The sequence below is a fragment of the Streptomyces sp. NPDC088910 genome, from assembly GCF_044749865.1.
GTDB lineage: Bacteria > Actinomycetota > Actinomycetes > Streptomycetales > Streptomycetaceae > Actinacidiphila.
Genome location: NZ_JBIVIV010000005.1, coordinates 66,154 through 87,718, shown reverse-complemented (window position 1 = coordinate 87,718; position 21,565 = coordinate 66,154). Strand labels below are relative to the sequence as shown.

Below are 21,565 nucleotides of genomic sequence, written 5' to 3'. Positions count from 1 at the left end.
TCGTCCTGCCGGGCCCCTTGCCGCCGCGGCTCACAGACGGCAGCTGATCTCCATGCCGTCCTCGACCGGGAAGGTGACGCTCTCGTAGCCGTTGCGCGGATCGCGGACGTAGTCGAGATACGGCGCCAGGTCCGTGAGGTCCACGTCGTCGGCCACGACGAGGGTGCCCGGCGCGAGGCGCGGTTCGAGCAGCCGCAGGACGGGCAGACAGAGGTCCTTCCAGCCGTCGAGCAGCAGGAAGTCCACCGGACCTGACAGCTCGGCGAGGGTGTCGCGGGCGTCGCCTTCTAGGACGGTGACCAGTCCGTCGAGACCCGTCTCGGCGAAGGTCACGCGGGCCGCGGCGGCCTTGTCCGCGCTCAGTTCGGTGCTGATCACCCGCCCCGCGCCGTTGTCGCGCACCGCGGCGGCCAGGTGGAGCGTGGAGATCCCGAAGGAGGTGCCGAATTCGACGACGGTGGCCGGGCGGACGGCCCGGACCAGGCTGTACAGGAGTTTTCCGCCGTCGGCCGAGATCGGCATGTACACCTCGGCGTTGGCGTCGGCCAACTCCCGCGGCGTCGCCGGGGCGAAGCCGTCGGGCCACGCGGCCCGGATACGGCGGCGGGTCGCGTCGTCCTGCGCGGCCCGGTCGAACATCGCGGTCAGGGCGGAGACGACCCGGGGGTCGCGGAGGGTGCTGGTCGCTGTCATGAGCCCTAGAGTAGACGCACCGTTGCGTTGCGTCTAGAAGTTGCCGACCTACCCCGGGACCCGGAGGATGCAGACATGGAGCGAGGGAGTTCGGTCGCCGACGGCGCCAGGGGCGCCGAAAGCGCGGGGGGCGCCGAGAGTGCGGGCGGCACGGAGGGTGCGGGGGGCGCCGGGGCTGACGCCGACCGGACGGCGCGGCACCACGGCAACCGGCACGGGCGCAGCGAGCAGGCGCGGATGGCCGTACTGGAAGCCGCCGACGACCTCCTGGTCGAGAAGGGCTTCGCCGGTGTCACCGTCGAAGGCATCGCGGCGCGGGCCGGGGTCGCCAAACAGACCATCTACCGCCGCTGGAACACCAAGACCGACATCCTTCTGGACGCCTTCCTCCAGGACGCCGCCGAAGCCCTCGCCCCGGCCGACCACGGCGATCTCGGCGCCGATCTCCGCGAGCACCTGGGCCTGCTGGCCGGCTTCCTCACCGCGTCAGACGCGGGCGCGGTCTTCCGGGCCCTGCTCGGGCACGCGCAGCACGACCCGCAGTTCGCGGCCGTGCTGCGCGCCCGCTATCTCGACGAGCAGCGCCGCCGCGACCGGCTCCCGCTGGAGAACGCGGTGGGCCGCGGCGAACTCCCCGCCGGTCTCGACCTGACGGCCGAGGTCGACCGGCTCGTGGGGCCGATCTACCACCGCGTCCTGGTGACCGGGGACCCGGTCGACCGGGACTTCACCGACCGTCTCGTGGACGACTTCCTGCGCCGCCACCCCCGTGCCCGTCCCGCGTCGGACGGCGCTTCCTAGCGGCGCGTGGTACGTCCTCCCGTCGGCGTCCCTCAGGCTCCGGTGCCGTCGGCGGCGGCCTTGAGCGCCGCCAGGTCGATCTTCTTCATACCGAGCATCGCCTTCATCGCGCGCTGGCCGCGCTCCGCGTCGGGGTCGTTCAGCATCGCCACCATGCCGGTGGGGACGACCTGCCAGGACAGCCCGTACTTGTCCTTGAGCCATCCGCACGGGCCCTCGGAGCCGCCGCCCTCGGTGAGCCGGGCCCAGTAGTGGTCGACCTCGGCCTGGTCCTCACAGGTGATCAGCAGCGAGACGGCCTCGGTGAAGGGGAACTCGGGGCCGCCGTTGATCGCGATGTACGGCTGGCCGTCCAGCTCGAACGCCACGGTCAGTACGGTGCCCGCCTCGCGCGGACCGGCCTCGCCGTAGTAGGTGGTGTCGGTGATCCGCGAGTTCGGGAAGACCGAGACGTAGAACTCGGCGGCTTCCTGGCTCTCGGTGTCGAACCAGAGGTTGGGGGTGATCCGGGGCATCGCGGTCTCCTCGCGTCAGGCTGTCGTCGGCGCCCGAGCGCCGCCGTTCACCTTTATGACCGGCCGCCCGCCGAAAACTCATCGGCGACACAGCACCCGCGCGGCTCAGTCCCCCAGCCGGTCGATCTGCCGGATCTTGTTGGTGACGTCGAGCGCCGCGACCTTGTAGGACTCGGCGAGCGTCGGGTAATTGAAGACGGCGTCCACGAGGTAGTCGACGGTGCCGCCGCAGCCCATCACGGCGTGGCCGATGTGGATCAGCTCGGTGGCGCCGGTGCCGAAGCAGTGCACGCCGAGCAGCTTGCGGTCCTCCGGCGAGACCAGCAGTTTCAGCATGCCGTGCGCGTCACCGATGATCTGGCCGCGGGCCAGCTCGCGGTAGCGGGAGACACCGACCTCGAACGGCACCAGTTCGTCGGTGAGCTGGTCCTCGGTGCGGCCGATGAAGCTGACCTCGGGAATGGTGTAGATGCCGATCGGCTGGCCGTCCCGCATCGCGTGCACCGGTTCGCCGCAGGCGTGGTACGCGGCGGTCCTGCCCTGCTCCATCGAGGTCGCGGCCAGCGCGGGGAAGCCGATGACGTCACCGACGGCGTAGATGTGCGGGACCGCGGTGCGGAAGTGCTCGTCCACCGATATCCGGCCGCGCTTGTCGGCTTGCAGACCGGCCTTGTCGAGGTCCAGCTCGTCGGTCAGACCCTGCCGTCCCGCCGAGTACATCACCGCGTCCGCGGCGATCTTCTTGCCGCTCTCCAGCACGGTCAGGGTGCCGCGCTCGTGCCGCGAGACCGCCGCGACCGTCTCGCCGAAGCGGAAGGTGACCGCGAGATCGCGCAGGTGGTACTTGAGCGCCTCGACGATCTCGGCGTCGCAGAAGTCCAGCATTCCCTCGCGCTGCTCCACCACGGTGATCTTGCTGCCGAGGGCGGCGAACATCGACGCGTACTCCATGCCGATGACCCCGGCGCCGACGATCACCATGGACCGCGGCACCCGCTCCATGCTGAGGACGCTGTCGGAGTCCAGCACCGTACGGTCGTCGAACTCGACGCTCGCCGGGCGCGCGGGCCGGGTGCCGGTGGCGATCACGATGTGCTCGGCCGTCACCAGCCGGTCCTGGCCGACCGCGTCGCGCACCGCGACGGTGTGCTGGTCGACGAAGCGCCCGGTGCCGGAGAGCAGCGCGACCTGGTTCCTGGAGAGCTGACTGCGGATCACATCGACCTCGCGGCCGACCACATGCTGCGTCCTCGCGGTCAGGTCCGCGACGGTGATGTCCTCCTTGAGCCGGTAGCTCTGGCCGTACAGATCCCGCTGGTTGAGACCGGTGAGGTAGAGCACCGCCTCCCGCAGCGTCTTGGACGGGATCGTGCCGGTGTGGATCGACACCCCGCCCAGCGAGTCCGCGCGGTCCACCACCGCCGCCCGCCGTCCGAGCTTGGCCGCCGCGATGGCCGCCTTCTGACCACCAGGACCTGAACCGATCACCAACACGTCGAAGTCGGGCACACCAGCGAGTGTGACAGTCGGCGGGCCGCCCCGGAAGGCTTTGCCGAACAGGGCCGCCCGCGGCCGTGTCGCGCTGCCGCCGGTCCGCTACGTGACCGGCCGCCCCGCCCGTTGCCCGACCCGTTCCCGAACCGCTGCTCGCCCGGTTCCCCGACCCGTAACCCGACCGGCTACGTGACCGGCGCGAAGAGGTGCTGCGCCGCCACGGCCGCGCCGCCGCGCGCCCACTCCTCGAACGGCAGCGGGCGCAGCAGCAGATCGCACTCGGCGGCGGCGCCGAACGCCTGGGCGGCGAAGGTCTCGCGGATCTGGTCGGCGAACAGGTCGTAGGTCGCCACGCCCTCGCCGGAGATGATGATCCGCTCGGGGCCGATCAGGTTGGCGACCGAGGCGATGGCGAGGCCGAGCGCGTGCCCGGCGCGGGAGAACACGGCGCGGACCGCCTCGTCCCCGGCGTGCGCCAGCCGTACCGCTTCGGTCATCGTCAGCTCCGGATTCCCCGTGGCCTGCCTGGCCTGCTCGGTGATGGCGTGCGTGGACGCGACGGCCTCCACACAGCCGGTGTTGCCGCAGGTGCAGGTCCGCTCGGTGCCGCCGACCGGCAGGTGGCCCACCTCCCCCGACACGCCGTGCGCCCCCGACACCACGCGCCCGCGGATGGAGAGTCCGCAGCCGATCCCGGCGCCGACGGTGATCAGCGCGAACGAGTCCAGGCCCGCGCCCGCGCCGAACCACTGCTCGGTGACGGTCAGCGCGCGTACGTCGTTCTCGATCACCGTCGGTGTGCCGGTGGCGGTCTCGACGAGCCGGGCCAGCGCGACCCGGCGCCAGTTGAGGAACGGCGAGTACTGCACGATGCCGGTCTGCCCGTCGACGTCGCCGGAGATGGTCACGCCGATGCTGTGCACGTCCTCGCCGTGCTCGGGCCCGGCCGCCGCGCGCAGCCGCTTGACCAGCCGGGCGATGGCCAGCACCACGGTGCCGACGTCCCGCGAGTCGAGGGTGACCCGGCGTGCCACGAGCGGCTTGGCCGTGAGATCGGCCAGTACGCCGATCAGCTCGTCCGCGGTCACCTTGACGCCGATGAAGCGGGCCCGCTCCGGGCGTACCGCGATCAGCGTGGCGGGTCTGCCGGTCGCCCGCTTCGGGGCCGGGGTGCTCAGCTCGGTGATCCAGCCGTCGCTCAGCAGCGGCGCCGTCACTTTGGTGACGGCCCCCGCGGACAGGCCGGTACGTCGGCCGGCCTCGGCCCGGGTGAGCGGCCCGTGGGCGAGCAGGGTCTGGAACACCAGGGCGGCGGCGGGCGGCTGATCGGCGGGAGTCACGTCTCCGACCCTACCTTTCCGCTGGAAGGTAAGGGAAGGCGCGATGGCGTCGCGAGAGGTGCACAGGTTTCACAGAATCCGCCGGGAAACCAGGTGGTGACTATGTTGACGCTGGAAGGAAACTCTGGCTACAGTCGCCGCACTCCACAGCCGAACGGGGTCCGGGACGGCCCCGAACGGCAGGAGCGCGACCGGCGTTCCTCCCCTCCGGCCGCGGCCTGCGCACGGGGCGGCGTCCCCTCGGACCGCCCCGCGGGCGCAGGCGTCCACGCCAACCAACCCTCCTCGTCACCCGGCCCCGCCGTGCCCGCGCACGGTGCCGAGATGGAGCAGTCATGGCACCTTCCGATGGACCCGTACGCCTCAGCGCCCGTGCCGCCCGCGCCAGGGGCGGCGCCCGGAACGCCGTCCTCCCCGCCCTGCTGGCGGCCGGAGCGCTGATCGCGGCCTTCGCCGTACCGGCGTCCGCGTCGGCGCCCGCTGCCGCGCCCGGCTCCGCACCCGAGTCCGTACAAGCCGCCGTCTCCCGAGCCGCCCCCGCTCCCGCCTCCGCCCCGTCCCCGGTCCTGGCCGCCAAGCCGTACATGGGCTGGAGCAGTTGGAGCCTGGAGTCGACCAACTTCCCCGGCTACGGCGGGATGAGCTGGCTGACCGAGGCGCATGTGAAGCAGCAGGCCGATGTGGTGGCCAAGAAGCTCAAGTCCCACGGCTACGAGTACATCAACATCGACTCGGGCTGGGTCGGCGGCTTCGACCACTACGGCCGCCCGATGCCCAATGCCACGACGTTCCCCGACGGACTGAAGGGCCTGGCGGACTACGTGCACGCCAAGGGCCTGAAATTCGGCGCCTATCTGGCCGTCGGGCTCTACTTCGACGCGTACAACGACGGGAAGTCCCCGATCTACGGGGCACCGGGCTGTACGACCAAGGACATCGTCTACCCGGACCTGCGCAAGACCAGCGGCTGGGACAACGTCTCCTACCAGATGGACTTCTCCAGCCCGTGCGCCGCGAAGTACATCGACTCCGTCGCGGCCGAACTGGCGGGCTGGGGCGTGGACTTCCTCAAGGTCGACGGCGTCGGCCCCGGCTCCAACCAGGGCGACGCGGCCCACGACAACATCCCCGACGTCCAGGCATGGCACGCCGCGCTCCAGAAGACCGGCCGTCCGATGCAGTTCACGGTGTCCTGGTCGTTGAGTCATGACCGGGCGGACGTGTGGAAGCGGAACTCCAACGGGTGGCGGGTCGACACCGACGTGGAGTGCTACTGCGACACGCTGGTGACCTGGGACAACTCCGTCAAGCAGCGGTGGAACGACGTCGTCCAGTGGATCGACGACGCAGGCCCCGGCCACTGGAACAACCTCGACTCGCTCGACGTCGGCGCAGGCGAGATGGACGGCCTCACCGACGCCGAACGGCAGACCTACATGACGCTGTGGGCGGTCGAGTCCGCGCCGCTGTACTCCGGCGACGACCTCACCCGACTCGACCCCTACGGCCTGAAACTCCTCACCAACGACGAGGTGATCGCGGTCGACCAGGCGGGCAACCCCGCCAGGCCCGTCAGCCAGGCCACCGACCAGCAGGTCTGGTACTCCCGGAACACCGACGGAACGTACACCGTCGCCCTGTTCAACCTCGGCAGCGCACCCGCAGACGTCACCGCGGACTTCGCCGACCTCGGCATCACCGGCAAGGCCGCCGTCCGCGACCTGTGGAGCCGCACCGGCCTCGGCAGCGCCTCGGGCCACCTGACGAAGAACCTGCCCCCGCACGGCTCCCGCCTGTTCACCCTCACCCCCGCCAAGAAGACCCCTGCCCCCGGCACCCCCCTCGGCGTCCACGGCACCGCGTCCACCGCCACCACCGTCTCCCTGGCCTGGAACCCGGTGAACACCGGCCCCGCCACCACGGGATACGACGTGTACGTCAACGGCCGCAAGGCCACCTCGACCGGCAGCACCTCCGCCACCGTCACCGGCCTCACCCCCGCCACCGGCTACACCTTCACCGTCACCGCCCACGACGCCAAGGGACGCCACTCCGCGCCCGGCAAACCGGTTCCGGTCACCACCCCCGCCCCCGGCGGACGCGTCACCTACGAAGCGGAAGCCCCCGCCAACACCCTCACCGGAAACGCGAGCATCACCGACTGCGCCGCCTGCTCCGGCGGAAAGAAAGTCGGCAACCTCGGCGGGGACAGCGCGGTCGCCATCAACCATGTGACAGCGCCGAAGGACGGCACCTACCTCCTCACGCTCGGCTACGCGGACGGGTCCTCCGGCCGCACCGCCGTGGTCACCGCGGGCGGCTCGTCGTTCCAGCTCCCGCTGCCCGGCGGCAACGACAACAACTGGGGCGTGGCGCGGTCCGTGACCGTACCGGTCCACCTGAAGGCGGGCGACAACACCGTCACCTTCGGCAACCCGGCCGACTACGCCTCGGACGTCGACCGCGTCACCGTCTGACCCCGGTCGCCGTCCCGCGGTTGGGGCGCGGCAGCCGCCACGGCTGCCGCACCCCACCGGCGGCGCCCTGGTGCCCGATGACGATGATGGTCACCGGACCTGCGGAAAGGACTCATTCATGACCACCATCCCCGCGCGGATCGTCACCCTGCGCGCGGCAGGCGCCGCCCTCGTCGTGGAGCTCGGCGAGCCGGTGCCCAGAGTCCTGCACTGGGGCGCCGACCTCGGCGATCTCTCGGACGCCGACCTCGCCGCGCTGAGCCTGACCGCCGAGGGCGCGGTGCTCAACAACTCCCTCGACGTCCCGCGCCGGTTCACCGTCTGGCCCACCGAGGCCGACGGCTGGTCCGGCAGCCCCGCCCAGCAGGGCCACCGGGCGGGCACCGCGACCACCCCGCGGCCGTCCCTGACCGGCGCCGAGCAGCGCGAAGTGCCCGGCGGCGGCGAGTTGGTGATCCGCCTGCGGGACGAGGTCAGCGACCTGGCCGTCACCGTCACCTACCGCCTGGAGCCGTCGGGCGTGCTCGGGGTGCACGCCGAGCTGACCGCGGGGCAGGCGGCGGGCTCCGGCACGGACCCGGCGCCGTACGACCTGTCCGCGCTCGGCCTGCTGCTGCCGCTGCCCGAACGCGCCGGTGAGGTACTGGACTTCACCGGCAAGTGGAGCAGGGAACGCTCCCCGCAGCGCCGCCCGCTGCACTACGGCTCGTACGTCCGCGAGGTCCGGCGCGGCAAGCCCGGCGTCGACTCGCCGTACCTGCTGACCGTCGGCGTGCCCGGCTTCGGCTTCCGGGACGGCGAGGTGTGGGGCCTGCACGTCGGCTGGAGCGGCGACCAGCGGTATCTCGTCGAGCGGCTGCCGGAAGGCGCGGGCAGCGACCACGCCGTGGTGCTCGGCGGCGGCGAACTGCTGCGCGCGGGCGAGGTACGGCTGGCACCGGGGGAGTCGTACACCTCCCCGGTCTGCTGGTTCGCCTGGTCCGACGCGGGCCTCGACGGGCTCGCCGACCGCTTCCACACCCTGCTGCGCGCCCGCCCCACCCACCCGGCCACCCCGCGCCCGCTGATCCTCAACAGCTGGGAGGCGGTCTACTTCGACCACGACCTGGACCGGCTGCTGCGGCTGGTCGACCGGGCCGCCGAGGTCGGCGTCGAGCGCTTCGTCCTGGACGACGGCTGGTTCAAGGGCCGCCGCGACGATACCGCGGGCCTCGGCGACTGGACGGTGGACGCGACCGTCTGGCCCGACGGCCTGACCCCGCTGGCCGACCACGTCCGCTCCCTCGGCATGGAATTCGGCCTGTGGGTCGAGCCGGAGATGGTCAACCTCGACTCCGACCTCGCCCGCGAGCACCCGGGCTGGATCCTCGGCCCCTCGGCGGGCCTCGGACCCAGCTCCCGGCACCAGTACACGCTCAACCTCGCCAACGAGGACGCCTGGCAGTACCTGCTCACCTCGCTCGACACCCTCGTCGGCCGGTACGGGATCGGCTACCTGAAGTGGGACCACAACCGCGAGCTGCACGAGGCGGTCGAGCGCGGCCCCGGCGGCGTCGACCGGCCCGGCAGCCGCGCCCAGGTCCTCGCGGTGTACCGGCTGATCGACGCGCTCAAGGCCCGCCACCCGGGCCTGGAGATCGAGAGCTGCGCCAGCGGCGGCGGCCGGATCGACCTCGGCATCCTCGCCCGTACCGACCGGGTGTGGGCCTCGGACTGCAACGACCCGGTGGAACGGCAGACCATCCAGCGCTGGACCGGCCAGCTGTTGCCGCCGGAACTCTTCGGCGCGCACGTCGGCCCCACGCCCAGCCACACCACGAGCCGTCCCGGCACCGACACCTTCCGGATGGCCACCGCCCTGTTCGGCCACGCGGGCATCGAACAGGACCTCAGCCGCTGCACCCCCGAGGAGCTGGCCCGGCTCACCCACTGGTCCGCGCTCTACCGCGAGCAGCGCCCGCTGCTGCACTCGGGACGGGTGGTCCGCGCCGACCTCGCGGGCGGCGCCGTCCTGCTGCACGGCGTCGTCGCCGCCGACGGCTCGGCCGCGCTGTACGCGTGGGCCAGGATCGCCACCTCGCCCGAGGGCCAGTCGGGCCGCGTCCGGCTGCCGGGCCTCGACCCCGCCACCGCCTACCAGGTCCGCGTCCGCACCGAGATCGGCCTGCCCTCCTTCCACCAGACGACCGCACCGCCGTGGCTGGCCCGCGCCCTCGAGGGCTGGCTGCCGCTGCCCGGCGCCGTCCTGGCCACGGCGGGAATCCCCATGCCCACCCTCGACCCGGAGCACGCGATGCTCATCGAGGTGCGCACGGCACCCTGACCCGGCGGACCGGCGGACCGGCGGACCGGCGGACCGGCCGGCCGACGGGCGTACGGACCGGGGGAGCCCATTGGGGGAGGCATTCGTACCCCAGGTGTACGAATGTCGAATCCACCGGCGCAGGCGGCACGGCGAACCGCCCTCGAACGGGTCACGGACCCGCACGGAGGCGGTTCGCCCTGTTAGGCAGGAGTCGATGCCCGCCATCGAACCCTGGAGTCCCCTTGTCCTTCGCCACCGCCGCCCGCGAGGAGCCGACCGCCTGCCTGCCCGGCCCGGTGCCCGCCCAGAGCGACGGCGCCACGGCGCGGCCATTCGCCCGGATCAGTGAGTGGCATCTGGAGTACGAGGGCTTCCGGTACACCTGCCGGATCAGGCACCACGAACGGCCGGTCGACGCCCCCCTGCTGATCCTCGGCGGCTCCTCCCAGGACCGGCACTCGTGGATGCGGCACGAGCAGCGGATCGGCACCGCGGCCGACGTGATCACCGTCGACCTGCCGGGCTACGGCACCGCCGACTTCCTCCCGGCGTTCTACGGCATCGACTTCCTGGCCGCCGTCGTCCGGCATCTGCTGGACGAACTGGTCGTGCCCGCCGTCAACCTCGTCGCGGCCTGCTTCGGCGGCGCCGTCGGCCTGCGCTTCGCCCAGCACTACCCGGCGCGGGTCGAGCGGCTGTTCTTCGTCGGCATGACGACCCGGATCCCGCCGGACTACGCGGCGGCCATGGAACGCTGGGACGGCATGATCGACCGCGGCGAGACCGACCGGATCGCCCGCGAGCTCACCGACCGCTTCATGTCCCCGCCCGGCACCGGCCGGGTACGCAAGCACGCGGCCGTCGCCCGCCTGGTGTACGGCGGTCTGATCGGCCAGGACGCCGAGCAGTTGCGGAAGTCCGCCGAGCACAACAAGCGGCTGATGCGGCACGAGTGGTACCGGCCGGAGCCCGTACCCGCGGTGCCCAGCCTGGTCGTCACCGGCGAGTACGACACGCTGTGCACCCCGGAGATGGGCCGTGAGGTCGCCGCGGTGCTGCGTGCGGCCACCTTCCTGACCATCGACGAGACCGACCACCTCGCGCCGGTCGAGCGGATCGCGGACTTCGCCGACCTCGTCACCCGCTTCTGCGCCGGCCACCCGCTGGACGACCTGCCGTACTGCAGCGCCCCCGAGTCGGCCGCGGCCGGCACGCTCCGGGAACCGGCCGTGGCCTGGCGCGGCCGACCGTAAGACCGGCGGTACGAGCGACTGTGAAGCCCGGCGGTGATGACCGGCGGTGACGGGAGTCCGAAAGGGCAGGGGACCCGCGCTACGGGGTCGGGATGCCCGCGGGCTTGTTCGGCAGGCCGAAGCGGACCGGGACGCCGGGGGAGTACAGCACGCTGACCGGGTCCCCCAGCGGCCGGGCCAGACCGGCGGCCGTCACCACGTCCTCGTCCAGGGACAGCAGCTCGGCGCGGTGCAGCGGCCAGCGCGGGTGGACGTTGGGCAGATACACCGGCCGCCCGAAGAAGGCGTTGTGCATGCCCCAGCGGGCGGTGAGGAAGTGTTCGAGTTCCGTGGGCTCCGCCACCGGCTCACCGATCCGTACGCTCAGCGAGGCCCGCGCGCCGCGCGGCCCCGGCCAGCGGCGGGAACTGGTGTACGTGATGGTGTCGGCGTCCCGGCGCACCGACATCCGCGACCACAGATAGGGCAGCCGGAAAACGCCCCGCCCCACGACGACCGGTATCAGCCGGGAGGCGTCCAGCGACCGGAACACCACACCGCGCCGCCCCCGCTCGTCCACCGAGTACAGCCGCACATTCGTCTCGGGGAAGGTGCCCAGGTACGGCACACCGGGCAGCCGGAACCAGCCGACCCGGTGCATGCGGAAGGCGACCAGACCCACGTACGTGACGCCGTGCAGGGTGTCGGGCCGTACGCCCGGCGGCAGCAGCGGTGCCACCAGCCCAGGCTCCACCGGCCAGTGCACGAAAGCCAGGTCCAGCCACCACTGCGTCATCAGCGGCTCGGCCGCGGCGCCGGGCGGCGCCTCGGCCACGATCGGCTCCGCGTCGGCGGGGATGGTGGACACGCCGTCCAGCATGCCACCGCCGCGTCACCGGCCGGGCTCCGGGGGACGGCCGGTCAGCTCGGGCGGTAGCGGATCTCCAGCATCAGACAGCCGGGGCCCGTGCGGTACGGGCCGTGCGGCATGCCGGGAGGGCGGGAGGCGAAGTGGCCGCTGGCGAAGGTCTTCCCCAGGGTCAGATCCTCCAGCTCGCCCTCCAGGAGATAGACCTCCTCGTAGTAGGCGTGCCTGATCACCCCGGCGGCTGAGGTGTCGAGCCCCGGCTCCCAGCGCGCGAGCCGGGTCAGCTCCGCGCTGTCGGCGGCCGGGTCGGCCGACAGCACGCGCTCGCTGACGCCCGGCGAGCCCTCCGCCGGGGTCCACGGGATGTCCGCGGCGGCGAGGAATTCGTGTTCGTCCTTCACGGGGAGACCTCTTTCAGCACGGGTACGGGGGTGCGGGCGCCGGCCTCGAATTCGGTTGACCGACGCATGCGGCCGGTATAGCAATGCCGGGTGATAGAAGGCGAGAAAATCCAGCTCAGGGCCAGGATCGAGAGCGATGTCCCGGTGCTCCACGCCGAGTTGCAGGACGACGTGGTGGGCAGGTCCCGCTCCGACTCCCGACCTTGGCGCCCCATATCGCCGGGCACGGCGGACTCACCGTACGCGGTGAACGGGCTTCCTCCGGAGGTGGTCGTCTTCTCCGTGGTGGAGACGCGGACGCGGGAGCTGGCGGGCGCGGCCTCGATGTGGGGAATCGACACCCACAACCGGCTCGCCCACCTCGGGATCGGTCTGCGCCCCGCCTACCGCGGTCGCGGCCTCGGCACCGACGTCGTGCGCGCGCTGTGCCACTACGGCTTCGTCGTGCGCGGTCTGCACCGGATCCAGCTCGAAACCCTCGCCGACAACACCGGGATGATCACCGCGGCCACACGCGCCGGATTCCGTGTCGAGGGAACGCTGCGCCGGGCGGCCTGGGTGTACGGCTCCTTCCTCGACGAGGTGGTCCTCGGGCTGCTCGCCGACGAGTGGACCCCGTAGGGCGGACTCACCGCGTCCGGCTCATGGACGTACAGTCGGTCAGCCGTCAGCCGTCAGCCGTCAGCCGTCAGCCGTCAGCCGTCAGCCGTCAGCCGTCAGCCGTCAGCCGTCAGCCGTCAGCCGTCAGCCGGTCGGCCGGGGAGACCGGCGGACGGCCGCGCGGCGCGGTTCACATGCCCTCGCGTACGCGGCAGGAAGCGGCCGACCCGCCTGGCCGGGAAGACGTATTGTCCGATATGCCCCGTTATGCTCGACGGTGTGAAGACGATCCGATCCCGCTGGCGCTCCTGGTGGCCGGACGTCCGATGGGATCCCGTCCTCCTGACCCCGCTCCTGCTGACCGTGATGATCATAGTGGTGGCGCTGGTCACTCCGACCGACTTCGCGATCAGCCGCCTGCTGCCCGCCGCTCCCGCGCTCGCCGCCTCCATGTGGCCGGTGCGCCCGACCGTCGCGCTGGGCGTGGTGGCGACCGCCGTGGTGGTCGGTGACTCGCTCATCATCGACTCCCCGAACATGCTGTTCACGGCCGGGGCGATCGCCGTGGTCACCGCCGCGGCCGGATACGCGGCGCACAGCCGGCTGCACCGCGAGGAGACCCTCACCCAGGTGAGATCGGTGGCCGACACCGCACAGGCGGTCGTCCTGCGGCCGGTGCCGCCCCGTGTCGGGAACGTGGACGTCGAGACGCTGTACGTGGCCGCCGCCGCGGAGGCCCGGATCGGCGGCGACTTCTACGCGGCGGCCGACACCCCGCACGGCGTACGCCTGCTCATCGGCGACGTCCGCGGCAAAGGGCTGAACGCGGCGGGCGCGGCCGGGGCGATCGCCAACAGCTTCCGCGACGCCGCCCACGACGAACCCGACCTCGCGGCGGTCGCGCGCAGGCTGGACAGGAGTGTGGTCCGCTACAGCGCGTCGATCCCCGGCGGCGACGCGCCCGAGCGCTTCGCCACCGCCCTGTTCGTCGAGATCCCGGCCGACGGCGGCCACGCCGTCCTCCTCAACTGCGGCCACCCGCCGCCTCTGCTGCTGCGCGGCGACCGGGCCACGTCCCTCGACCCGAGCGCCCCGTCACCGCCCCTGAACATGGCCGTGCTGATCGGATCCGAGTACCGCATGGACACCGTCCCGCTGGTCCGCGGCGACCGGCTGCTGCTCTACACCGACGGCGTCATCGAGACCCGCGACGACACGGGCGCGTTCTTCTCGCTGCGCCGATGGATGAGCGGCAGACCGCCCGTGGAGCCCAGGGAACTGCTCGACCAGCTCCGCGCCGAGTTGCTGCGCTTCAGCGACGGACAGCTCGACGACGACATCGCCGCCGTGCTCGTACGCTCCCGCGCGGGAGCATACGATTCGCGCGGTTCGGGCAGCGCGGACGGCTCGTCCGGCTCAGGCGGCGGCTCACCCGGTTCACGTGGCGCGGATGAAGACGTGTGAGCGGCCGATCGGGGTGAAGCCCCGCCGCGCGTACCAGGTGCGCGGCCAGTCGTCCGCGTCCGCGATCAGGAACAGCAGCGGGCACCCGGCCGCCAGGTGCACGGCGGTGGCGAGATTGACGTCCGCGTAGCCGCGCCGCTGATGCGTGGTCGCGGTGACGACCTCCTCGATCTGCGCGATGCCCTCCGCCGGGTCGAGGTAGAGGTCGGTCCACGCGCCGACCGCCCCCTGCTCGTCCCTGACCGCCAGGAAACGCACCTGCTCCGCGCCCCGCAGCCGGGCGGCGCGGCGGTCGGTGAGCTGGCGCAGCACCTCGTCGTCGGCCTTCGGCAGCCACTGCCGCGTCTGGCGCAGCACGGCGGACCGCAGGGCCCGCGGCGTGACGGTCTCGGCGGCCGGGTCCGGCGCGGGCGCGGGACCCGAGTGCCGCATCACCAGTTCCGTCTCGTGCTCGTAACCGGCCGCGAGCAGCGTCGGCGCGCACAGCACGCCGAACTCGTCGTCCAGCACCGAGATCCGGCGGTGCGGCAGATGGGCGAGTACGGCGTCGGCGAACGCGGGCAGCTCGTCCACCGCCACCGGTCCCTCCACGACGATCTGATTGTGCTCGTGGGAGGCGGCGTACGCGCCGTTGAGGACCGCCGCGCCGCCGGGGAACTCGACGACGCACCGGGCCTGCCGCCGCTGGAAGGCGGCGCGGAAGGACGCGATGCGGTGCAGATCGACGGCGGAGACCTCGACAGCGGGCATACCGCCCAGTCTAGGAACACCTGGTCACGGCGCCGCAAGCGCATTTTCCGCCGCCCGCGCGCCGTACCGCTGCCTCGGGGAGGCGCGACCGGTCGGCCGTCACTCCCCGATGTCCTCGTACCAGAGCTCGGGCCGGGCCGCGATGAAGTCCCGCATGAGCGCGACGCAGTCGGGGTCGTCCAGCAGCGTGATCCGTACGCCGTGCTCCGCGAGCCAGTCGTGGCCGCCGGAGAAGGTGCGCGCCTCGCCGATCACCACATGGCCGATGCCGAACTGCCGGATCAGCCCCGAGCAGTACCAGCACGGGGACAGCGTCGTCACCATCGTCGTGCGCCCGTATCCGCGCAGCCGTCCGGCGGCCCTGAAGGCCGAGGTCTCGCCGTGCGCCGACGGGTCGCCGTCCTGCACCCGGCGGTTGTGCCCGCGGCCCAGCACGTGCCCGTCCTGGCCGAAGAGGGCCGCGCCGATCGGGATGCCGCCCTCGGCGAGCCCGGCGCGGGCCTCCTCCAGGGCCGTGGCCAGCATCGTTGTCGGGTCCGGGGCCGCCGCGTCAGTCATGTGCCCACTGTGGCCGCGGGGGAGCGCCGCCGCAATGCCGTCGGCGGCGGACGGCCCGAGGCGCGGAACCGGTCCCTTCCCCCGTGGCCCGGCGCGGACGCCGTGCAAGGGTAGTGACAGGCGTGGCCCGCGTTGCTTCAATGCAGCAAGCGCTTTCCGTCCCCGTTTCCCTGGAGCCGCCGCCGTGCCGATATCCCGTCGTGTCCTGCTCTCCTCGGTCCCGGCGGCGAGCCTGACGGCCCTGGTCGCACCCTTGCGCGCGCGAGCCGCGGACGGCCCGGTCCCGGCGGGCGGCGCGCACGGCGCGAGCGCGGACCAGGCGGCGCTCGTCGCCAACACGGTGGCGGTCTTCGCCGGTACCGCCGAGTCCAACACCCGCCCCGAGGTCGCCGCGAAGCTCACCGCGATCGAGGCGACCGCCCGCGCCAGGCTGGCCGCGCTGGGCACGGCAGGAGCGCATCAGCTCTTCGGCGGCCTGACGCTCGGCACCAGCGACACCAACCTGACGACGTCGTTCCAGTACCTGTACGAGACGGCGCTCGCGACCCGCGTACCCGGCGCGCCCGGCGGTCCGGGCTCCGGGCTGCGCGACGACGTGGCCGTGCAGCGGCGCGTCATCGACGGCCTGGCCTTCCTCTACGACGGCTACTACGGCGACCAGGCGAAGGGCTACTACGGCAACTGGTTCAACTGGGAGATCGGCATCTCCACCCACGTCACCAAGACGCTGCTGCTCCTCCAGGATGCCCTCGCCGCCTACCGGCCCGACCTCACCGCCGCGTTCGTGGCCGCCATGGACGCCTATCTGCGCAATGGCGAGGACGGCGACGTCGACCTCGACTCGCGCTTCCACACCGGCGCCAACCTCGCCGACATCACCACCAACCGCATCCTGCAAGGCGCGGTCCTCGGCGACGACGCCCGCACGTCCAAGGCCGTCGCCGACCAGTTGACGGTCTTCGCCACGATCGACCCGTACGGTCTGCGGCACGGCGTCACCGACGGCTTCTACGCGGACGGCTCCTTCATCCAGCACGCCTCCGTCGCCTACACCGGCTCGTACGGCACCGGGCTGCTGAGCCGCGTCGTGCAGACGGTCCGGATGCTGGACGGCACCAGCCATGTGCAGGGCGACGACCTGATCGGCGTCGTGCAGGGCTGGATCGCCGAGGGCTTCGCGCCGCTGATCTTCGAGGGGTGGATGACCGAGATCGTCAAGGGCCGCGCGATCTCCAGGACCACCACCGGATACGCGGACGTCGCCACCGTCGTCGAGGCCGTCACCGGAATATCCGCCTACGCCTCCGCGAACGACGCGGCGGCGCTGGCCGGTTACGTCCGCTACGTACGGCAGACCTCGCGGGCCGCCCTCGACCCGGTCACCTTCGTCTCCCCGACGACCGTCGTCCGCTACGCCGACATCCTCGCCGACACCTCGGCCCCGGCGCGCGACCTCGTCCCGGCCGCGCACCACGCGGCCCTCAACTCCATGGACAGGACCGTCCACCGCCGCCCCGGCTACGCCTTCGCGCTGGCCCGCAGCTCGGCCAGGATCAGCAAGTACGAGTACATGAGCGGCGAGAATCTGCTGCCGTGGTTCCAGGGCGACGGCGCCCACTACCTCTATCTCACCGGCCAGGACCAGACCCGCGCCTACGGCATCGACTACCTCACCGCCGTGTCGCCCTACGGCCTCGCGGGCGTCACCGCCCCCGTCGAGACCCGGCGCAGCGTGCCCGAGCTGTACGGCACCGCCTGGTACGACAACCCGGACCAGGGCTTCACCGCCTCCTCCGAGTCGCAGAACACCTACGTCTACTTCCCGCGCGCCACCAACGCCCTCTCCGGCGGCGCCACCCTCGGCGCGTACGGGACGGCCGCCTTCGTGCAGTCCGACGACGCCGCCTACGCCGCCGAGCGGGCCGGGCTCCTGCCGGACGACTTCGTCGTCTACCGCAACGCGGACGCCACGAAGTCCTGGTTCATGCTCGACGACGAGATCGTGGTCCTCGCCGCCGGAGTCGGCGACGGCGCGGGCCGCGCGGTGACCACGACGCTCGACACCCGGATCGCCGACCCGGCGGACCCGGTCACCCTCACCGGGCGGCTGCGCGACGGCGCCCCGTGGTCCGGCACCGGCACCGCGCCGCTGGCCTGGCTGCGCTGCGCCGACGCGGGCCAGGGCACGGCCGTGGGGTACGTCTTCCTCGACGGCTTCGAGGACCGGCGACAACCGGACCGGGGACACGGGCGGTCCGGACCGCGCACCACCGTCGCGCTGGACACCGTCGCCCGCAGCCGCCGCGTCGTCCGTACCTCCAACCCCGACACCACCGTGACCAAGCAGGTCTTCGCCGTCCGCGTCGAGCAGGCCGCCGGAGCGCGGCCGGTCTCCATGGCGTACGCCCTGGTCCCGCACGCCACCGAGGCGCGTCTGCGGACGTACGCCCGCGGCCCGCTGTCGGTGGTCGCCAACTCCACGGCGGCGCAGGCGATACGCCACCGCGACCTGGGCCTGCTCGCCGTCAACACCTTCACCGCGGGTTCGCACCACGCCGAGCGGCTCTCCGTCGAAGGGCCCGCGTCCGTCCTGCTGCGCGAGGACCGGCGCGGCGTGGTCTCCCTCGCCGTCGCCGACCCGACCACGCGGCGCGACCGGATCACGCTCGTCCTCCGGGGCCGTCCGCTGCGCGCGGTCACCGCCGACGACGGCGTGCGCGTCTCCCGTGTGCCCGGCGGCACCCGCGTCGAGGTGACCACCCGGCACGCGTACGGCCGCAGCTTCACGGCCACGCTGCGCTGACCGCCTGGCCCGGCCGGTCCCCGGGAACCGCGGCGACCGCCGTGGGCGCTGTCCGTCGCGGGTCCCGGTAAGGGGTCGGCAAAGGATCGGCGCGGACCGCCCGCGTGTCCGATTCGCCCGCATGCCGTTCGTCTACAGTCGTGTAGTCGTCGGCCTGTCGGGGCTCGCCGCCCTGGTCGGCGCGTGCTCGGGGCCGTGCTGTGCGGAGAGCGGAATCGGCCTGCGCGCCGGGAGAGTTGCGGTCCTGTGGAACAACCTGTGGAGCAGCGGTCCGCGCGTGCGCGGACGGTCGGAGCGGTGCCGTACGAGTCGGCGGGCGCCGGTCCCGTACGGCACCGGCGGACGGGGCGGAGCGGCCTCGCGGCCGGCGGCGCCCTGAGCAAGGTGCCGGAGGTGACCGCCTGGTTCTGGCTGACCAAAGTGCTCACCACCGGCATGGGCGAGACGACCTCGGACTTCCTGGCCCGCGCGCTCGGCCCGGTCGTCGCGGGCGGCCTCGGCCTGATCGGCCTGGTGGCGCTGCTGGTCGCCCAGTTCCGCGCGCCGCGCTACTCGCCGTGGATCTACTGGTCGGCGATCGTCATGGTCAGCGTCTTCGGCACCATGGCCGCCGACGTCGTGCACGTGGTGGCCGGGGTACCGTACGCGGTCTCCACGGTGGCCTTCTCGCTGATCCTCGCGGCCGTGCTCACCGCCTGGTACGCCAGTGAGGGGACGCTGTCCATCCACAGCGTCCGCACCCCGCGCCGCGAGGCGTTCTACTGGGCGACCGTCCTGACCACCTTCGCGCTCGGCACCGCGGCCGGCGACCTCACCGCGGGCAGCCTGCACCTGGGCTACTTCTCCTCCGGCGTCGTCTTCGCCGTCCTGATCGCCGTACCGGCGCTCGCGGGCCGCTTCCTCGGGCTCAACGCGGTGGCCGCCTTCTGGTGGGCGTACATCCTCACCCGCCCGCTCGGCGCGTCCTTCGCCGACTGGATGGGCGTACCCCTCCACCGCGGCGGCCTCGGCTGGGGCACGGGACCGGTCAGCCTGGTGCTCGCCGTCCTGATCGCCGCGCTGGTGGGCTTCCTGGCGGTCAGTCACCGCGACCTGCCCGCGAACGCGGGCGCGTAGCACCGGACGTGACGCGCGGTCGCCCGCGCCGCCGCCGGGATCCGGCGGCGGCGCGGGGGCCGAGGAAGCTGTCCACCGCCCCCGCGCCGAATTTCTGCACGATGCTGTACGCCAGCACCGGCATCAACACCTGCGGATGCGCGGGGAGATGAGTCGCCGCGAGCACCGCGCTCGCGCTGCTGTTGTTCATCCCCGAGGCCAGCGTGATCGCGACCGTGTCGGCCCGGTCACTGCGCAGACCGCGCGCCAGACCCCAGCCGACGGCCAGCGCCGCGAGGCACGCCAGGGCCGCCACACCGACCGACGCGGCGATGAACGCCACCTGCGGGTGCCGCAGTTGACCGCCCAGCGCGCCGCACGCGTTGGCGTACGTCAGCAGCAGTGACGCCAGCAGCGCGGCCAGCTTCAGACCGGGAAGCGCGCGGTCCCGCCGCTCCCGCGACGTCATCCGCTGCGCCAACAGCCCGGCCAGGCACGGCGCGACGACCCCGGCCAGCGCGAAGGCGCCGCTGCTCGCACCGGCCATCCGCCCCAGATCGTGGGCGTAGTGGCCGTGCGCGAAGACGGCGGCCATGGAGAGCGTCAGCGGGGTGGTCAACGGGCTGAGCAGCGTGGAGGCGAGCACGATGCCGACCACCAGTGCGTGGTTGCCGCCCGCCCGGCCGCCCCAGACCGTCGCGCCCCCGGCCACCGGCATGGCGCCGACGAGCGCGATCCCGGTCAGCAGCCCGCTGCCGCCGTCGGTGTCGGGCGAGAACCGCAACAGTCCCGCCAGCAAGGGCAGGACGAGCAGCGGCACGGCCGCGTTCACCGCCGTACCGGTCATCAGCGCCCCCGGGCGCCTGGCCAGCGCGGGCAGCCGCCGCACCGGCACCTGAAGGGCCGCCGTGAACAGCACGAACGCCAGCAGCGCCGAGGGCGGCGACAGCGCGGCGGCCGGTACGCCGACCCCGCGCGGCACGCTCCACCGCAGGTGCCGCAGCCACAGACCGGCGGCGGGAGCGACCGTCGCGACGGCGTAGGCCAGGGCCATCAGCCAGGTCAGGGACCGTTGGACGCGCGCGAGGGCGCGGGGGACGAAGGGAGCACGCACGGGCTGTCGTTCCTGTCTGCTGCGATACGGCACGGGGGACCGGTGGACGCCGGTGACCGGCGCGGGCGGCGTATCAGCGCAGACAGGACGGTGGCAGCCGCGTACGTCATCAGGCGGTTTCCGCCGCCCGCCGGTCCTGCTGGGCGTGCTCGTCCAGCGGCGTGTGCGGTGCGGGCCGCTGGTCCTTGCGGGTCCGGGTCAGATTGACGACCAGGGCCAGGATCGTGGCCAGGAACAGCGCGCTGGTGCCCACCGTGCCGAGGCCGAGACCGCCGTCCGCGCGCGGCTGCGAGAGGTAGTCGCCCAGGGACGCGCCCAGCGGCCGGGTCAGGATGTACGCCAGCCAGAACGCGAGCACGGCGTTCAGCCGCAGCCGGAAGTGCGCCAGCGCGACCACCGCGATGACCGCGCCGAAGGCGAGCGCGGAGAGCCAGTAGCCGAGGTTCATCCGCTCCGCGACCAGGTCGCCCGCCGCCGTGCCCAGGGCGAAGGTGAACAGGATCGCCAGCCAGTAGAACGCCTCACGGCGCGGGGTGCGGATGCTGTGGATCGACAGCGTCCGCTCGACGGCGAACCAGAGCGCGAAGGTCGCCGCCAGGACGACCGCGAAGACCGCGGTCGTGGTGGTCAGCGCCACCCCGAGGTTGTCGGTCAGATTGTCCGTGACCAAGGTGCCCACCACGCTGATCAGCACCACCGCGAGCCAGTACACGCCCGGCACGTACCGCCGTACCCGGAACTGCGCCACCAGGGCCGCCACCAGCAGCACCGACATCACGTACGTCGTGTTCGTCAGGCCCATGTGGAGACTGGTGTTGAGATAGTCCGCCGCGGTCTCGCCGACCGTGGTGCACAAGACCTTGATCAGCCAGAAGTAGACGGTGACTTCCGGCACCTTGTTGAGCATCGTGCGCACCCCGGGCGCGGAGCCCGAGCGTTCCATGGTCGTTGTCATGCCGCGCAGGCTGGCACGCGGCGCCTGAACACAACCTGAGCGCCGCCCCGCCTCCGGCCGCCCGGCCCTTCCCCGACGTGCCCGGTCGTCAATACTGGGC

The 21,565-nt window shown here is 72.7% G+C and carries 18 protein-coding genes; 8 read left to right on the top strand and 10 right to left on the bottom strand.

Annotation, left to right across the window (positions count from 1 at the left end):
- Nucleotides 1-30: 30 nt before the first annotated feature.
- Entirely contained in the window at nt 31-693 is a 663-nt protein-coding gene (locus tag ACIP4Z_RS13600; protein ID WP_355334934.1) for a class I SAM-dependent methyltransferase, read from the bottom strand.
- Nucleotides 694-768: 75 nt separating this feature from the next.
- On the opposite strand from ACIP4Z_RS13600, the gene ACIP4Z_RS13595 reads away from it, so the two are divergent.
- Nucleotides 769-1,494 (top strand): TetR/AcrR family transcriptional regulator, encoded by a 726-nt coding sequence (locus ACIP4Z_RS13595; protein WP_401307426.1) that lies wholly within the window; start codon nt 769-771, stop codon nt 1,492-1,494.
- Between the two features lie 32 nt (nt 1,495-1,526).
- On the opposite strand, the gene ACIP4Z_RS13590 is transcribed toward ACIP4Z_RS13595, so the two are convergent.
- From ACIP4Z_RS13590 to ACIP4Z_RS13580, 3 genes are all read right to left on the bottom strand, one after another.
- On the bottom strand, nt 1,527-2,009 hold the full coding sequence (locus ACIP4Z_RS13590; RefSeq protein ID WP_355334929.1) for a VOC family protein: 483 nt from the start codon (nt 2,007-2,009) through the stop codon (nt 1,527-1,529).
- Between the two features lie 105 nt (nt 2,010-2,114).
- Nucleotides 2,115-3,518, bottom strand: a complete 1,404-nt coding sequence (gene sthA, locus ACIP4Z_RS13585) for a Si-specific NAD(P)(+) transhydrogenase (protein ID WP_355334926.1) — start codon at nt 3,516-3,518, stop codon at nt 2,115-2,117.
- A 170-nt stretch (nt 3,519-3,688) separates the two neighbouring features.
- Entirely contained in the window at nt 3,689-4,843 is a 1,155-nt protein-coding gene (locus ACIP4Z_RS13580) for an ROK family protein (RefSeq protein ID WP_401307422.1), read from the bottom strand.
- A 335-nt stretch (nt 4,844-5,178) separates the two neighbouring features.
- On the opposite strand from ACIP4Z_RS13580, the gene ACIP4Z_RS13575 reads away from it, so the two are divergent.
- The 3 genes from ACIP4Z_RS13575 to ACIP4Z_RS13565 all read left to right on the top strand — a co-directional run bounded on the left by ACIP4Z_RS13575 (nt 5,179) and on the right by ACIP4Z_RS13565 (nt 10,878).
- Nucleotides 5,179-7,320 (top strand): fibronectin type III domain-containing protein, encoded by a 2,142-nt coding sequence (locus ACIP4Z_RS13575; RefSeq protein ID WP_401307419.1) that lies wholly within the window; start codon nt 5,179-5,181, stop codon nt 7,318-7,320.
- A gap of 118 nt (nt 7,321-7,438) precedes the next feature.
- Nucleotides 7,439-9,643: an alpha-galactosidase gene (locus ACIP4Z_RS13570; RefSeq protein WP_401307416.1), complete on the top strand. Its 2,205-nt coding sequence runs from the start codon at nt 7,439-7,441 to the stop codon at nt 9,641-9,643.
- A gap of 224 nt (nt 9,644-9,867) precedes the next feature.
- On the top strand, nt 9,868-10,878 hold the full coding sequence (locus tag ACIP4Z_RS13565; RefSeq protein WP_355334916.1) for an alpha/beta hydrolase: 1,011 nt from the start codon (nt 9,868-9,870) through the stop codon (nt 10,876-10,878).
- Between the two features lie 79 nt (nt 10,879-10,957).
- On the opposite strand, the gene ACIP4Z_RS13560 is transcribed toward ACIP4Z_RS13565, so the two are convergent.
- Together ACIP4Z_RS13560 and ACIP4Z_RS13555 are read right to left on the bottom strand one after the other, a co-directional pair.
- Nucleotides 10,958-11,653: a YqjF family protein gene (locus ACIP4Z_RS13560; protein WP_401308144.1), complete on the bottom strand. Its 696-nt coding sequence runs from the start codon at nt 11,651-11,653 to the stop codon at nt 10,958-10,960.
- 125 nt (nt 11,654-11,778) lie between these two features.
- Nucleotides 11,779-12,126 carry a cupin domain-containing protein gene (locus ACIP4Z_RS13555; protein ID WP_401307412.1) on the bottom strand — a complete coding sequence of 116 codons (348 nt, stop codon included), beginning with the start codon at nt 12,124-12,126 and terminating at the stop codon, nt 11,779-11,781.
- 90 nt (nt 12,127-12,216) lie between these two features.
- Here ACIP4Z_RS13555 and ACIP4Z_RS13550 point away from each other — a divergent pair, with 90 nt between their 5' ends.
- Entirely contained in the window at nt 12,217-12,747 is a 531-nt protein-coding gene (locus tag ACIP4Z_RS13550; protein ID WP_391047761.1) for a GNAT family N-acetyltransferase, read from the top strand.
- Nucleotides 12,748-13,005: 258 nt separating this feature from the next.
- Nucleotides 13,006-14,190, top strand: coding sequence for a PP2C family protein-serine/threonine phosphatase (locus tag ACIP4Z_RS13545; RefSeq protein ID WP_401307409.1), 1,185 nt, complete (start codon nt 13,006-13,008; stop codon nt 14,188-14,190).
- On the opposite strand, the gene ACIP4Z_RS13540 is transcribed toward ACIP4Z_RS13545, so the two are convergent.
- Nucleotides 14,164-14,940: a GNAT family N-acetyltransferase gene (locus ACIP4Z_RS13540; RefSeq protein WP_401307406.1), complete on the bottom strand. Its 777-nt coding sequence runs from the start codon at nt 14,938-14,940 to the stop codon at nt 14,164-14,166. The genes ACIP4Z_RS13545 and ACIP4Z_RS13540 overlap by 27 nt on opposite strands.
- Nucleotides 14,941-15,039: 99 nt before the next feature.
- On the bottom strand, nt 15,040-15,498 hold the full coding sequence (locus ACIP4Z_RS13535) for a nucleoside deaminase (protein ID WP_401307403.1): 459 nt from the start codon (nt 15,496-15,498) through the stop codon (nt 15,040-15,042).
- 184 nt (nt 15,499-15,682) lie between these two features.
- Between ACIP4Z_RS13535 and ACIP4Z_RS13530 the strand changes: the two genes are divergently transcribed.
- The gene (locus tag ACIP4Z_RS13530) at nt 15,683-18,301 is read left to right on the top strand and encodes a polysaccharide lyase family 8 super-sandwich domain-containing protein (RefSeq protein WP_401307400.1); all 2,619 of its coding nucleotides are present in this window, start codon (nt 15,683-15,685) and stop codon (nt 18,299-18,301) included.
- Between the two features lie 375 nt (nt 18,302-18,676).
- Nucleotides 18,677-19,417: a hypothetical protein gene (locus ACIP4Z_RS13525; protein ID WP_401308141.1), complete on the top strand. Its 741-nt coding sequence runs from the start codon at nt 18,677-18,679 to the stop codon at nt 19,415-19,417.
- Here ACIP4Z_RS13525 and ACIP4Z_RS13520 read toward each other — a convergent pair.
- Together ACIP4Z_RS13520 and ACIP4Z_RS13515 are read right to left on the bottom strand one after the other, a co-directional pair.
- Nucleotides 19,380-20,510, bottom strand: a complete 1,131-nt coding sequence (locus tag ACIP4Z_RS13520; protein ID WP_401307397.1) for a sodium-dependent transporter — start codon at nt 20,508-20,510, stop codon at nt 19,380-19,382. The two genes, ACIP4Z_RS13525 and ACIP4Z_RS13520, sit on opposite strands and share 38 nt — an antisense overlap.
- 109 nt (nt 20,511-20,619) lie before the next feature.
- Entirely contained in the window at nt 20,620-21,465 is an 846-nt protein-coding gene (locus ACIP4Z_RS13515; protein ID WP_401307394.1) for a hypothetical protein, read from the bottom strand.
- Nucleotides 21,466-21,565: the final 100 nt, after the last annotated feature.

Excerpts from the sequence above, each read along its gene's own strand:
- ACIP4Z_RS13540 (WP_401307406.1), bottom strand. The coding sequence starts at position 14,940 with ATGCCCGCTGTCGAGGTCTCCGCCGTCGATCTGCACCGCATCGCGTCC.
- ACIP4Z_RS13570 (WP_401307416.1), top strand. The coding sequence starts at position 7,439 with ATGACCACCATCCCCGCGCGGATCGTCACCCTGCGCGCGGCAGGCGCC.
- ACIP4Z_RS13560 (WP_401308144.1), bottom strand. The coding sequence starts at position 11,653 with ATGACGCAGTGGTGGCTGGACCTGGCTTTCGTGCACTGGCCGGTGGAG.
- ACIP4Z_RS13600 (WP_355334934.1), bottom strand. The coding sequence starts at position 693 with ATGACAGCGACCAGCACCCTCCGCGACCCCCGGGTCGTCTCCGCCCTG.
- ACIP4Z_RS13590 (WP_355334929.1), bottom strand. The coding sequence starts at position 2,009 with ATGCCCCGGATCACCCCCAACCTCTGGTTCGACACCGAGAGCCAGGAA.
- ACIP4Z_RS13575 (WP_401307419.1), top strand. The coding sequence starts at position 5,179 with ATGGCACCTTCCGATGGACCCGTACGCCTCAGCGCCCGTGCCGCCCGC.
- ACIP4Z_RS13515 (WP_401307394.1), bottom strand. The coding sequence starts at position 21,465 with ATGACAACGACCATGGAACGCTCGGGCTCCGCGCCCGGGGTGCGCACG.
- ACIP4Z_RS13535 (WP_401307403.1), bottom strand. The coding sequence starts at position 15,498 with ATGACTGACGCGGCGGCCCCGGACCCGACAACGATGCTGGCCACGGCC.
- ACIP4Z_RS13595 (WP_401307426.1), top strand. The coding sequence starts at position 769 with ATGGAGCGAGGGAGTTCGGTCGCCGACGGCGCCAGGGGCGCCGAAAGC.